The organism is Pseudoxanthomonas sp. USHLN014 (assembly GCF_037153335.1).
Taxonomy (GTDB): domain Bacteria; phylum Pseudomonadota; class Gammaproteobacteria; order Xanthomonadales; family Xanthomonadaceae; genus Pseudoxanthomonas_A; species Pseudoxanthomonas_A winnipegensis.
Window position 1 is genome coordinate 525,024 of record NZ_JBBCKO010000001.1, and the last position, 12,999, is coordinate 538,022.

Here is a 12,999-nt window from a genome sequence, read left to right on the forward strand (position 1 = left end):
ACGTGCGGCAAATGGGTGGGCGGCAGAGGCTTCTGCCCCCTCCCTTTCGCCGCAGGCGAAGGGGAGGGCTGGGGAGGGGGGCTCTTCGCGGGGAGCCTGACGCCTCCAGCTCCGGCGCTTTGCCGTGGCTCCGGATATCCGCGTCCAAGCCAGGCCATGCCGTGACCTGAGCCAACCCCCTCCCGGCCTCCCCCTGCTGCGCAAGGGGAGGGGCAGACCCTGAGACCTCGATGCCAGTCCCGCGGGATCAGCCCTGAGCCTGCGCCTCTCCCACCTTCGGCTCGCGCCGCAGTCCGTGCACCAGCACGAAGAACAGCGGCACCAGCAGCACCGCCAGGACGGTGCCGGAGAGCATGCCGCCGATCACGCTGATGCCGATCTCGCGTCGGCTGGCGGCGCCGGCGCCGGTGGCGACGGCCAGCGGGATCACGCCGGCGACGAAGGCCAGCGAGGTCATCACGATCGGACGCAGGCGCAGGCGCGCGCCTTCCAGCGCGGCGGCCATCGGCGTGCGGCCGGCCTTCTGCTCGGCCTCGGCGAACTCCACGATCAGGATCGCGTTCTTGGCCGACAGGCCGATCGTGGTCAGCAGGCCCACCTGGAAATAGATGTCGTTGGTGAACCCGGCCAGCGTGGTCGCCACCACCGTGCCCAGCACGCCCAGCGGGATCACCATCAGCACCGCCGCCGGGATCGACCAGCTCTCGTAGAGCGCGGCCAGGCACAGGAAGATGAAGGCGATCGAGGCCGCGTACAGCCACAGCGTCTGGTTGCTCGACAGCCGCTCCTGGTAGGACAGGCCGCTCCACTGCAGGTCGAAGCCCGGCTGCTGGTCCACCAGCGCCTGCATCCGGTCCATCGCCTCGCCCGAGCTGCGGCCCTCGGCCGCGCTGCCCTGCAGCTGCAGCGCCGAGAGCCCATTGAAGCGCTGCAGCAGCTGCGGGCCGCGCGTCCAGTGGCTGCTGGCGAAGCTGGAGAACGGCGCCATCTGGCCGTTGTCGCCGCGCACATACCACTGGCCCAGGTCCTCCGGCACGGCGCGATAGGGCGCATCGCCCTGGATATAGACGCGCTTGACCCGGCCGCGGTCGATGAAGTCGTTGACGTAGGTCCCGCCCCAGGCCGCCGACAGGGTGGCGTTGATGTCCGACTGCGACAGGCCCAGCGCGCCAGCCTGCGCGTGGTCGATGTCCAACTGCAGCTGGGCCTTGTCGCCCAGGCCGTTCAGGCGCACCGAGGTCAGCGCCGGATCGTCGCCGGCCTGTTCCAGCACCGTGCGCTGCGCCTGGTCGAGGGCATCGCGCCCCTTCCCCTGCGCATCGCGCATCCACAGCTCGAAGCCGCTGGACTGGCCCAGGCCGCGCACGGCCGGCGGCGCGAGCACGTTGATCCGTGCGTCCTCATGAGCGCGGAAATACTTGTTGGCCCGTTCGATGATCGCCGCGGCGGTGTTGTGGCGGTCGCGCTCGCCCCAGGGCGTCAGCGACAAAAAGCCCTGGCCCGCGTTCTGGCCGATGCCGGCGTTGTTGCGGCCCACCACCAGAAACACCGCCTCGACGTTGGCCTTTTCCTTGTCCAGGAAGTACTCGCTGATGCGATGGGCCAGCGCCTCGGTGGTGGCCATGGGCGTGCCTTCGGGCGTGGTGAACTGCACCGACAGCTGGCCCTGGTCCTCCACCGGCAGGAAGCTGGTCGGCATGCGCAGATAGAGCACGGCCATGACCACCACCACCACCGCGTACAGCGCCATCCAGCGCTTCGGACGGGTCAGCAGCACCCCCAGCCGGCGCTGGTAAGCGTGCTGGCTGCGCTCGACGCTGCGGTTGAACCACTGGAAGAACCGCCCCGGCCTGCGCTCTTTCTCCACCGGCTTGAGCAAGGTGGCGCACAGGGCCGGCGTCAGGGTCAGCGCGACCAGCGCCGACAGCGCCATGGCCGAGGCGATGGTGATCGAGAACTGCCGATAGATGATGCCGGTGGAGCCGCCGAACAGCGCCATCGGCAGGAACACCGCGCCCAGCACCACGGTGATGCCGACCAGCGCGCCGGTGATCTCGCCCATCGACTTCTCGGTGGCCTCCAGCGGTGGCAGATGTTCCTCGTGCATGATCCGCTCGACGTTCTCCACCACCACGATGGCATCGTCCACCAGCAGGCCGATGGCCAGCACCATGGCGAACAGCGTCAGCGTGTTGATGGTGAAGCCGGTCAGCGCCAGCACGCCGAAGGTGCCCAGCAGCACCACCGGCACGGTGATCGCCGGGATCAGGGTGGCGCGCGCGTTCTGCAGGAACAGGTACATCACCACGACCACCAGCACGATGGCCTCGATCAGCGTGTGCACCACGCCTTCCACCGACACGCGCACGAACGGCGTGTTGTCGCGCGGGTAGGCCACCTCCACGCCGGGCGGGAAGGTGGGCTTGAGCCGCTCGATCTCCGCGCGCACCGCATCGGCGGTCTCCAGCGCGTTGGCGCCGGAGGCCAGCGACACCGAGAAGCCCGAGCCGGGATAGCCGTTGAGAAAGCTGCTGTTCTGGTAGTTCTCCGCGCCGATCTCCACCCGCGCCACATCGCCCAGGCGCACGCTGGCGCCGCTGGGCAGGGTGGTCAGGATGATCTGGCGGAACTGCTCGGGCGTCTGCAGGCGCGACTGCGCGGTGACCGTGGCGTTGAGCGACTGCCCGTCGATGGCGGGCAGGGCGCCCAGCTCGCCGGCGGTGACCTGGGTGTTCTGCGCCTGGATCGCGGCGCGCACGTCGCTGGGCATCAGCCGGTAGGCGTTGAGCCGGTGCGGGTCCAGCCAGACGCGCATGGCGTACTGCGCGCCGAAGACGTTGATCTCGCCCACGCCGTTGATGCGGCTGATCGGATCCTGCAGCGTGTTGACCAAAAAGTCGGCTACGTCCACGCGCGTCATCTTGCGCGTGGTGTCGTACAGGGCGACCACCATCAGGCTGTCGCCTTGCGACTTGGACACCGTGATGCCCTGCTGCTGCACTTCCTGCGGCAGGCGGTTGATGGCCTGGTTGACCGCGTTCTGCACCTGGACCTGGGCGATGTCCGGATCGGCGCGCTGGTCGAAGGTCACGCTGATGCGCGACTGGCCCGAGGACGAGCTGGACGAGGAGAAGTACAGCAGATGATCGATGCCCTTGAGCTGCTGCTCGATCACCTGGGTGACGCTGTCCTCCACCGTCTTGGCCGAGGCGCCGGTGTAGTTGGCCGCGATGTTGACCTGCGGCGGGGCGATGTCCGGATACTGCTCGACCGGCAGGATAGCGATGGCGATCGCACCCATCGCCATGATGCAGATGGCCAGCACCCACGCGAAGATGGGCCGGTGGATGAAGAAGCGCGGCAGCATCGGGCGCTCAGCCCTGTCCGGCGCTGGCGGCGGCCTGCTTGATGCTCACCTTGAGGCCATCGCGCAGATTCTGGCGGCCGCCGGTGACGATGCGCTCCCCGGGCTTGAGGCCATCGGCCACCAGCCAGCGGTTGCCGACCGCGCGCACGGTGGTGAACTGGCGCTGGTGCACCACGCCGTCCGCGCCGACCACCCAGGCCTGGGCCTCGCCGCGCGGGGTGCGATCCACCGCGGCCTGCGGCACCAGCAGCGCCTGCTGGCGCACGCCCTGGCCGACCAGCGCGCGCACATACATGCCCGGCAGCAGCGTGCCGTCCGGGTTGGGGAAGCGCGCGCGCAAAGTGATGCTGCCGGTGGCCTGGTCCACGTCGATGTCGGCGAACTCCAGCGTGCCCGGCACGGCGTAGTCGCTGCCGTCGGCCAGCTTCAGCCGCACCGGCGTGGCCGCCGGCTGCACGCCGCCGGCGGCGACCGCGCGGCGCAGCGCCAGGTAGTCGGTGCCGGACTGGTTGATGTCCACGTTCATCGGGTCCAGCTTCTGGATGCGCGCCAGCGGATCGGCCTGGCCGGAGGTCACCAGCGCGCCGGGCGTGAACAAGGCGCGGCCCACGCGCCCGGTGATCGGCGCGGTGACCGTGGCGAAGCGCAGCCGGGTGCGCGCGGTGTCCAGCGCCGCGCGGCTGGCTTCGGCGTTGGCCGCGGCCTGCTTGTAGGCGGCGTCAGCATCGTCCACCTCCTGCTGGGCGATCAGCTGGCTCTTGCCCAGCACCTGGTAGCGCTGGGCCTGCAGCCTGGCGCTGGCCAGCGCCGCCTCGGCCGTGGCCAGGTTGGCGCGCGCCTCGTTGCTGGCGGCCTGGTAGAGCGTGGGCTCGATCTGGAACAGCGGCTGTCCGGCCTTGACCGTCTCGCCTTCGGTGAACAGCCGCTTGAGCAGCACGCCTTCCACCTGCGGGCGCACCTCGGATTCTTCCGAGGCTACCGTGCGGCCGGCCAGTTCGGTCTCCAGCGCCAGCGTCTCGGGCTGCAGCGTCAGCACCGAGACCACGGGGGCGGACTTCGACGCGGGCGTCGGTGGGGCGCTGCAGGCGGACAGGGCCAGCACGATGGCGAACAGCGGTGCGGCCCAATCGAACGGACGAGGGGACGGAACGGTCACAAGGATCGGGGAGGTCATGCGCGGCAGGGCGAGGTGGGAGAGGCGCGCGGGCTCCCTGCCCGATGCGCTTGGGCCATCCTACTAGAAGGCCCGGCCTTCGCCATGACCTGCCGGCAAGGCGATGTGCATTTCGATCCGTCCTGGTCTCGAGTCGTTGCCTGGCGGACGCACGCTTCGGCGGCAAGGCGCGGCGCGCTATGGAACGCCGCACGGGTGCAGGAAGCCCCCCGAAGTCGCGCGCCGGAATGCACGGGCTGATCCGGGTGTCGGAATGACGATTACGTCAGCGCGGGCCTGCAGTCGGATGCACAGCGCACCTGCACTTGCGAAACGGAGTCCTCCCACGCGACCGCTTGCAGCGACTTGCTGCCGCTGCGGGCTGCAAGGCCCAGCACCATCGCCGGCAGCCGGTGTCCTGACTCAGCCGGTCGCGGACAGCCGGTGTCGGACTCAGTACACGTCGCGACGATAGCGGCCGGCGGCCAGCAGCCGGTCCAGGCCGTCCTCGCCCAGGATGCCGCGCAGGGCCTCGTCCACGCCGGCGGCCATGCCGTGCAGCGCGCCGCACACATACAGCGTGGCCCCGCGCGCGACCCAGGCCCGCACTTCCTCGGCCTGCGCGGCCAGCAGGTGCTGCACGTAGCGGCGTTCGGCCTGATCGCGCGAGAACGCCAGGTCCACGCGCGCCAGATGGCCGCCGCGCTGCCAGGCGTCCAACGCCTGTTCGAAGACATGATCGTGGGCGCGGGTGCGTTCGCCGAACACCAGCCAGTGGTCGTGCGTGCCTGCTGTCGCGGCCTCGTGCAGCAGGCTGCGCAGGCCGGCGATGCCGGTGCCGTTGCCGATCAGCAGCATAGGTCCGTCGACGCGGTGGAAGCCGGGGTTGCGGCGCACGCGCGCCTGCACTGCGGCGCCTTCCGGCGCGTGCACGCACAGCCAGCCCGAGCCCGACCCGTGGCGGCCATCGGGCCGCGTGGCCAGGCGCACGACCAGCTCGGCGGCGCCGTCGGAAGGGATCGACGCCAGCGAGTACTCGCGATGCGGCAGCGGCGGCAGGCCGTCGATCCACGCCTGCGCGTCGTGCACCGGGGCCATCTGCAGGTCCAGCTGCGGCAGGTCGCGCGTGGCGGCGGCGCTCGCCAGCGCCTGCGTCCGGCCATCGACCGTCACCGGCGTGGCGGCGTCCAGGCCGACATGCGCCAGCACGGCCGCGACGTGGTCGGTGCCGTGCCGCGGCGCGATCTCCAGGATGTCGCCGGCCTGCCAGGACGCGTCGGCCGGGGGCTGCAGGCGCACATGCCACATCGCCGCCGCGGCGCTGCCGGGATTGAGCCGCGTGCGGTCCAGCAGGCGCCAGGCCTGGAGCGGCACGTCTTCCACCAGGGGCGCATCGGCGGCCACGCCGGTGAGCTCGGCCAGCTGTCGCTGCCAGTGTTCCAGCGCCTGGCTGTCGTTGCGGTCCACCTCCACGCTGGGGAACAGCGCCCGCGCGCCCTGCGCATGCAGCCAGTGTTCGACCCGGCGCGAGAAGCCGCAGAAGCGCGCGTACTGGCGATCGCCCAACGCCAGCACGGCATAGCCCAGCTCGGGCAGGGCGTGGACCCGGTCGAGCATGCGCCGCTCGAACGGGCGTGCGGTGTCCGGCGCTTCGCCGTCGCCGAAGGTGCTGATCACGAACAGCGCCCGTCGGGTCCGGGTCAGGCGCGCGGCATCCAGACGCGCGATCGGTTCGACCTGCACCGGCAGGCCGGCCGCCTGCAGCTGGCCGGCGGCGCGCCAGGCGAGTTGTTCGGCGAAGCCACTCTGACTGGCGAAGGACACCAGCCACGGCTCGCCATCGGCCTGCAGCAAGGGCAGGCGCGATGCGCGCGCGGCGCGCTTCCGGCGGCGCCGATCCAGATACAGCATCCAGCCGGTGACGAAGAACAGGCTCATGCACAGGGCCGCGAGCATCACGATGATCCGCCCCGGCAAGCCGAAGAAGCTGCCCGAATGCAGCGCGAACACGCTGGTCAGCACCTTGCGGCCCGCCGGCAGCGCGGCATAGGGGCTGCGCTCCAGCACCGCGCCGGTGGCCGGGTCGAGCAGATAGGTGTCGTAGGCGCGGTCGTGCGCGGCGCCTTTCAGCCTGACCCGTGCGGTCAGCGGGCGATCGCCCTTGGGCGCGAAGCGCAGGTCGAGGTAGCCCCCCGCGCGCAGGGCGGGGACCGCCGCGTCGAGGCTGGCCTGCACCCGGGCCAGGTCGAGCCGGCCGAAGCCGGCCCCGCCGCGCGCGTCCTCGCGTTCGGCACCGCCCAGCAGCCTGCTGACCCCGTCGCGGTACCAGTCGTAGGACCACCACAGCCCGGTTAGCGCAATCACCAAGTACACCACCAACACCCAGGTGCCGATCACCGAATGCAGGCTCCACAGGAAGCTGCGGCCGCTGCGTTTCCACTCCACCGCCAGCCAGGTGCGCGGACTGCGCCACTGCCGGGGCCAGCGCAGGTACAGGCCGGACAGGCAGAAGAACACCAGCATGAGCACGCAGGCGCCGGTGATCGCCTTGCCGGTCTCGCCGGCCGCCAGCCGCCGATGCAGGTCCTCGGCGAAGTCGAAGAAGCCCGCGCCGCGCGGCGCGTCGATCACCTGCCCGGTATAGGGGTCGAAGTACAGCGACGTGCCGCCACGCCCATCGAAGCGCACCTCGGACGGATGCGTGCCGGTGGTGTCCACGCGCAGGCGCTGGACCGGCCCGTGACGGCCCTGCGACAGGCGCTCGGCCAGCGTGGTCAGGGGCAGCGCCTGTTCGCCGGCGGCATGATGGCGCGCGACCTGGGCCAGCGGCGGGTTCATGGCGCGCAGCAGCTCGTCCTGGAAGGACAGGCTGGCGCCGGTGAGCCCCATCAGGGCCAGCACCGTGCCGGCGGTGATGCCCAGGAACCAGTGGGTCTGGAACAGGAGGTTCTTGAGCACGTGGGGATTCCTGCGCGCGGATCGCCGGGAAGGGAGTTAGAAGCGCAGGCCGAGATTGAACATCGCGGTGCGGTCGTCGCCCATCGCCACCGCCGCGGCCAGGCCGCCGCTGTAGTAATGGGTGTCGAAGATGTTCTTCAGGCTGAAGGCCGCGTGCCAGTGCGGCGCGTCATAGGCCACGCCCGCATCGGCGACCACATAGCCGGGTAACGTGTAGCTGTAGGCGAAGCGGTCGCTTTCCCCGCGCATGCCGCCGTTGACCGACCAGCGCGACCATGCGCCGGGCAGCTGGTAGCGCGCGAATGCCGTGGCGCTGTGACGCGGCACGTTGTTGAGGCGGTTGCCGACCGTCGACACCGCCTGGCCACCGTCGTCGGTGATCACAGCGTCGGTGTAGGCATAGCCGGCGTTGAGGCTCAGGCCATGGCCCAGATCCGCGGCGATGCCGAGTTCGGCGCCCCGCGTGCGCTGCTCGCCGATGGCGATGCTGAAACCGTCGTTGAGCGGATCGCCCTGCAGCACGTGCTGCCGACGCAGGTCGAACAGCGCCGTGGTCAGCGTCGCGCGGCCCTGCGCCAGGTCGATCTTCAGGCCCGCTTCCCATTGCCGGCCTTCCTCGGGCTCGAACCCCCGGCCGTCCACATCGGTGCCGGTGTTGGGATAGAACGAGGTGGCGTAGCTCAGGTAGGGCCGCACGGCAGGCGTGAGGTCGTACATCACCGCCAGCGCACCGGTGGTGGCGTCGGCCGGATCGCGCTCGACGCGGCCATTGGCGCGGTTGGTGGTCCGGGTGGTGGTGAAATCCCGGCGCAGGCCCGCACTGACCAGCCAGCGCTCGCCCAGGTGCAGCTGGTCGCGCGCATACAGGCCCAACATCTCGACCTGTACGCGGGTGTTGGTGCGGGGCGTGACAGGGCAGCGGAGCGGGCTGCCGTAGACCGGCGCGTACACGTTCAGCGCGGCAACGGTGCAGGTATAGGACAGCACGTCCTCGCGCGTATCCAGGTAATCCACGCCGAAGGTCAGGTCGTGGCGCAATGCGCCGGTGGTGACCTGCTTCCACGCATGCGTATCCACCGACAGGGTATGGCCATCGTAGGCCTGGTCCTGCGCGCCGCGGCGCAGGGTGCGCTGGTCGGCGTTCATCGCCGTATTGCTGACCAACTGGCCGGTGACCTCGAAGTCCTGCACACGCAGGTTCTGGTTGAGCGTCCAGCCGTTGCCGAAGCGATGGCTGAAGGCGTAGCCGATGCGCGACTGGCGTGCGCGGTAGGGATCCTGTCCCGGCTCGCCGGTGAAGGTGTCGCGCGGGATCGGCCCATTGCGGCTGGGCAGGATCGACCCCACCAGCGGCAGGCCCTGCTGGCGCAGGTATTGGCGCGTCTGGTAGCTGGCCAGCAGGGTCAGGTCGGTGTCCGGGCCCAGATCCAGCGACAGTGCCGGCGCGATGTGGCGTGCCCGGAACCAGACGTGGTCAGTAGCGTCGTCGCTGTTCATGGCCAGGCCGTTGAGGCGCAGCGCGGCCTTGCCGTCGGCCGACAGCGGCGTGTTGAGATCGAACGTGCCCTGCACCAAGCCATGGCTGCCGATCGTGGTGTCGATATGGTCGAAACGCTCGGCTTGCGGACGCTTGCTGACCATGTTCACCAGTCCGCCCGGCAGCACCAGCCCGTACATCAGCGAGGCCGGGCCCTTGAGCACCTCGACCTGTTCGTAGCCGAACAGCTGCTCGGCCACGCGACTGGACGAGGCGGTGCGCAAGCCATCGACGAACAGCGAATCGGAGGCGACCTGACCGCGGATGATCAGGTCGTCCCAGCCGCGTCGGCCGAAGGTGTTGCTGACCACGCCGGGGACGTTGTGCAAGGCGTCGGCCAGGCTCTGCGCCTGCTGCGCATCGAGCAGGTCGCGCGTGACCACGCTGACCGATTGCGGCGACGCGCCGGGCGCCAATCCGGACTTGCCGACCTGAGCAGGCCCGCGGCTACGGAAGCCGCTCGTCGCCGTGCCGGTGACGCGCACGGTATCCAGTTCCCTGGCTTGGGGCGCGGCATCGGCCGCGGTGGTCTCGTCGCCGGGCTGGGCATGCAGGGCGAACGGCGCGCAGCTCAACAGGCACGCGCACAGGGAAGCGGAGCGGGGCAGAAGCATCGAGGGGATTCTTGAGAACGCGAATTGTTCTCAACAATGATAGGCGGCCCGCGTTACTGCTGCAATGCAGCGACATCTCGTCGCGGCCCGCCTGACAGGCCACCCGTAGGTCTCCTGTAGAAAAGACGCGTTGCGCAACGCGCCGGAAGGCATCTCTCGAGGCCTCAGCGCGGGCGCAGGCAGCCGCGCGAAGTCCGCGGAACGACGATCGCTCAGGTATGCGCCGGGCGCGGCCCGTCCGCATCGTCGTCGTCGTGCTCGTCCTTCGCCGCGGGCGCGGGTTCGGGCATCGCGGCCAGCAGGCGATCGGCCAGCGCCTTGTAGACCGGCTTGCGGCACACCAGTGCCGAGGCGCCGCGGGCGAGCAGAGCGGTGGCCAGGATCGGCAGCATCATGTCGCTGTTGTCGGTCAGCTCCAGGCAGATGATCGACGAGGTCAGCGGCGCCTGGGTCACGCCGGTCAGGTAGGCGCACATGCCCAGCAGCACCATCGAGGACGGGTCCACGCCCGGCAGCAGCAGCGCCAGGTTGTGGCCAATCCCCGCGCCCACGGCCAGCGCCGGCGAGAACAGCCCGCCGGGGATGCCCGCCACGTAGGACACCAGGTTGGCGGCGAACTTCATCAGCCCGAACTCGTGCCCGACCACCGCATGGTCCTGCACCAGGCTGCGCGCCTGCTCGTAGCCGGTGCCGAACGCGCCGGCGCCGAAGACGATGCCCAGCAGCGCCAGCACCAGGCCGCAGCCGCCGGCGAACAGCACCGGATTGGCCGCGCGCATCCGGCCCAGCCAGCGCGGCCGGCCGTCCATCGCCGCCAGGATCATGCGGCTGAAGACCCCGCCCAGCAGCCCGGCGACCGCGCCGCACAGCAGCACCGCCAGCCAGCCCAGCCCCAGCGGCAGTGCGGCCTGCACCGTGCCGAAATAGGTGTAGGCGCCCAGCAGCCCCAGCGAGACCACGCCGCCGACGATCACCGCCGTCAGCAGCGTGCCGGAGAAGGTGTGCTCGAAGCGGCCCGATAGCTCCTCGATCGCGAACACCACGCCGGCCAGCGGCGTATTGAACGCCGCCGCGATGCCGGCCGCGCCGCCGGCCAGCAGGAAGTGCGTGGCATCGCGCGGATCCTTGAAGCCCAGCGCCCGCCCGATCACATACATCAGGCTGGCGCCCACGTGCACCGTCGGCCCCTCGCGGCCGACCGAGGCCCCGCCGAACAGCGCCAGCACGGTCAGCGCCAGCTTGCCGGCCGAGACCCCCAGCGACAGGTTGCGCCTGCGGAACTCGCGATCGGGCAGCTGCAGCGCGGCGATCACCTGCGGGATGCCCGAGCCGCGGGTCGGCTTGAGCGCCCCGTTGGTGAGCCAGGCCAGTGCGGCGAACACAGTCGGCGTCAGCAGCAGCGCCCACCACACCGAGTGGTGGATGACCCGCGAGAACAGCCCGAAGGCCGCATCGGCCGCCCGGGCGAAGATCAGGGCTACTACCGCCACCGCGACGGCACCGCCCCACAAGGCCACGCGCCGCATCCAGCGCTCCCGCGACCACAACGGCGCCAGCGCGCCGCCCGCTTTGAATGGCTCGAACATGTGACCCAGTGTCGCATGCGACGGCGCGACAGCCCAAGGCTTGCACGCGCGGACAGGCATAATGCGCAGCCGGCAAGCCCTGCCTTTGATCCCTTTCGACACGAACCCATGACCGAAAAGAACACGCTGAACCTGGACGCCATCGCCCAAGCCAAGGCCAAGCTGGCCGAAGAACTGCGCAAGCTCGAGGCGCAGGAAGTCGAGCTGCGCCAGCAGGAGGCCACGGACGCGTTTTCCAACGTGATCAAGCTGCTGCAGACCTACGGCAGCCATTTCAACGCCAAGCAGAAGGCCGAGATCGCCGCCCTAACCGGCGCCAGCGAGCCGCGCGCCAGGAAGTCCGCCGGCTCCAGCACCCGCGGCACCACCGTGGCGCCCAAGTACTGGCTGCCGCATACCGGCGAGACCTGGACCGGCCGCGGCCGCACGCCCAAGGCCTTCGCCGCCTGGGAAGGCACCGCCGCCTACAACGAGTGGAAGGCGCGCCACCCGAAGGACAAGTTCCCGGCCTATCCGGGCTGAACCGCCCAGGCGGACTCCGCCATCGCTGCAACCCGACGCCCGCGCCCGCCGCGGGCGTCGCGTTTTGGGCGGCGGCGAGGGCAGGGCCGGGGCAGGGCAGTGCCGAGGGCGTGCGCTACCATGCCGCGCCCTGCAATCCGACCTTGAAGACGAACGCGCCATGACCGCCACGCGCCTTGAACTGATCCGCCCCGACGACTGGCACCTGCACCTGCGCGACGGGCAGGCCCTGGCCTCGGTGGTGGGGCATACCGCGCAGCGCTTCGCGCGCGCCATCGTCATGCCCAACCTCAAGCCGCCGGTGGCCACCGTGGCCCAGGCCGAAAGCTATCGCGAGCGCATCCTGGCCTGCCTGCCGGCGGGGTCCAGCTTCCAGCCGCTGATGACCCTCTACCTGACCGAGGACACCGCACCGGAGGAGATCGCCCGGGCCAAGGCCAGTGAGCACGTGTTCGCGGTCAAGTACTACCCGGCCGGCGCGACCACCAACTCGCAGTCCGGCGTGCGCGACCTGGCGCGCGTGAACGCGGTGCTGGAGGCGATGGAGAAGCACGAGCTGCCGCTGCTGCTGCACGGCGAGGTGACCGACCCGGCCGTGGACATCTTCGACCGCGAACGCGTGTTCATCGAGCGCCACCTGTTGCCGCTGCAGGCCCGCTTCCCCGGCCTGCGCATGGTGCTCGAGCACATCACCACCAAGGATGCGGTGGACTTCGTCACCGGCGCCCCGGCCAACGTCGGCGCCACCATCACCGCCCACCACCTGCTGCTCAACCGCAACGCCCTGTTCGAAGGCGGCATCCGCCCGCACAACTACTGCGCCCCCATCCTCAAGCGCGAGACCCACCGCCAGGCCCTGCTGCAGGCCGCCACCAGCGGCAGCCCGCATTTCTTCCTGGGCACCGACAGCGCCCCGCACCCCCGCGGCGCCAAGGAAACCGCCTGCGGCTGCGCCGGTCTCTACACCGCCCACGCCGCCATCGAGCTGTACGCCGAAGCCTTCGACCAGGCCGGCAAGCTGGACCAGCTCGAAGCCTTCGCCAGCTTCCACGGCCCGGATTTCTACCGACTGCCGCGCAATCAGGAGCGGATCGTGCTGGAGCGCAAGGCCTGGACGGTGCCCGAGACCTATCCGCTGGCCGATTCGGTGATGGTGCCGATGCGGGCGGGGGAGGGGGTTGCGTGGTCACTGGCGTAGCGACGACTGGCTCGATGATTTTAGGTGGCGTTGGACGGAAGTGTTCTTCAGCGCGACGGCTAGC

General features: G+C 70.4%; 7 protein-coding genes. 2 read left to right on the forward strand and 5 right to left on the reverse strand.

The annotated features are described in order from the left end of the window. Positions 1-247: 247 nt before the first annotated feature. The 5 genes from WFQ05_RS02335 to WFQ05_RS02355 form a co-directional block, all read right to left on the reverse strand. Complete coding sequence (locus WFQ05_RS02335) at positions 248-3,367, reverse strand: efflux RND transporter permease subunit (RefSeq protein ID WP_337052455.1); 3,120 nt, start codon at positions 3,365-3,367, stop codon at positions 248-250. 7 nt (positions 3,368-3,374) lie between these two features. Then, positions 3,375-4,541, reverse strand: a complete 1,167-nt coding sequence (locus WFQ05_RS02340; RefSeq protein ID WP_337052456.1) for an efflux RND transporter periplasmic adaptor subunit — start codon at positions 4,539-4,541, stop codon at positions 3,375-3,377. Between the two features lie 432 nt (positions 4,542-4,973). After that, the gene (locus WFQ05_RS02345) at positions 4,974-7,478 is read right to left on the reverse strand and encodes a sulfite reductase flavoprotein subunit alpha (protein ID WP_337052458.1); all 2,505 of its coding nucleotides are present in this window, start codon (positions 7,476-7,478) and stop codon (positions 4,974-4,976) included. A 36-nt stretch (positions 7,479-7,514) separates the two neighbouring features. After that, positions 7,515-9,629: a TonB-dependent siderophore receptor gene (locus WFQ05_RS02350; RefSeq protein WP_337052459.1), complete on the reverse strand. Its 2,115-nt coding sequence runs from the start codon at positions 9,627-9,629 to the stop codon at positions 7,515-7,517. A gap of 212 nt (positions 9,630-9,841) precedes the next feature. Then, complete coding sequence (locus WFQ05_RS02355; protein ID WP_306992020.1) at positions 9,842-11,215, reverse strand: chloride channel protein; 1,374 nt, start codon at positions 11,213-11,215, stop codon at positions 9,842-9,844. Between the two features lie 108 nt (positions 11,216-11,323). On the opposite strand from WFQ05_RS02355, the gene WFQ05_RS02360 reads away from it, so the two are divergent. Together WFQ05_RS02360 and pyrC are read left to right on the forward strand one after the other, a co-directional pair. Then, positions 11,324-11,737 (forward strand): H-NS family nucleoid-associated regulatory protein, encoded by a 414-nt coding sequence (locus WFQ05_RS02360; protein WP_130522525.1) that lies wholly within the window; start codon positions 11,324-11,326, stop codon positions 11,735-11,737. A gap of 160 nt (positions 11,738-11,897) precedes the next feature. Next, positions 11,898-12,935 (forward strand): dihydroorotase, encoded by a 1,038-nt coding sequence (pyrC, locus tag WFQ05_RS02365; RefSeq protein WP_337052461.1) that lies wholly within the window; start codon positions 11,898-11,900, stop codon positions 12,933-12,935. Positions 12,936-12,999 lie beyond the last annotated feature (64 nt).

What these genes read in the sequence shown, in the direction of transcription:
- WFQ05_RS02340 (WP_337052456.1), bottom strand. Translation starts at nt 4,541, where the DNA reads ATGACCTCCCCGATCCTTGTGACCGTTCCGTCCCCTCGTCCGTTCGAT.
- WFQ05_RS02335 (WP_337052455.1), bottom strand. Translation starts at nt 3,367, where the DNA reads ATGCTGCCGCGCTTCTTCATCCACCGGCCCATCTTCGCGTGGGTGCTG.
- WFQ05_RS02355 (WP_306992020.1), bottom strand. Translation starts at nt 11,215, where the DNA reads ATGTTCGAGCCATTCAAAGCGGGCGGCGCGCTGGCGCCGTTGTGGTCG.
- WFQ05_RS02350 (WP_337052459.1), bottom strand. Translation starts at nt 9,629, where the DNA reads ATGCTTCTGCCCCGCTCCGCTTCCCTGTGCGCGTGCCTGTTGAGCTGC.
- pyrC (WP_337052461.1), top strand. Translation starts at nt 11,898, where the DNA reads ATGACCGCCACGCGCCTTGAACTGATCCGCCCCGACGACTGGCACCTG.
- WFQ05_RS02360 (WP_130522525.1), top strand. Translation starts at nt 11,324, where the DNA reads ATGACCGAAAAGAACACGCTGAACCTGGACGCCATCGCCCAAGCCAAG.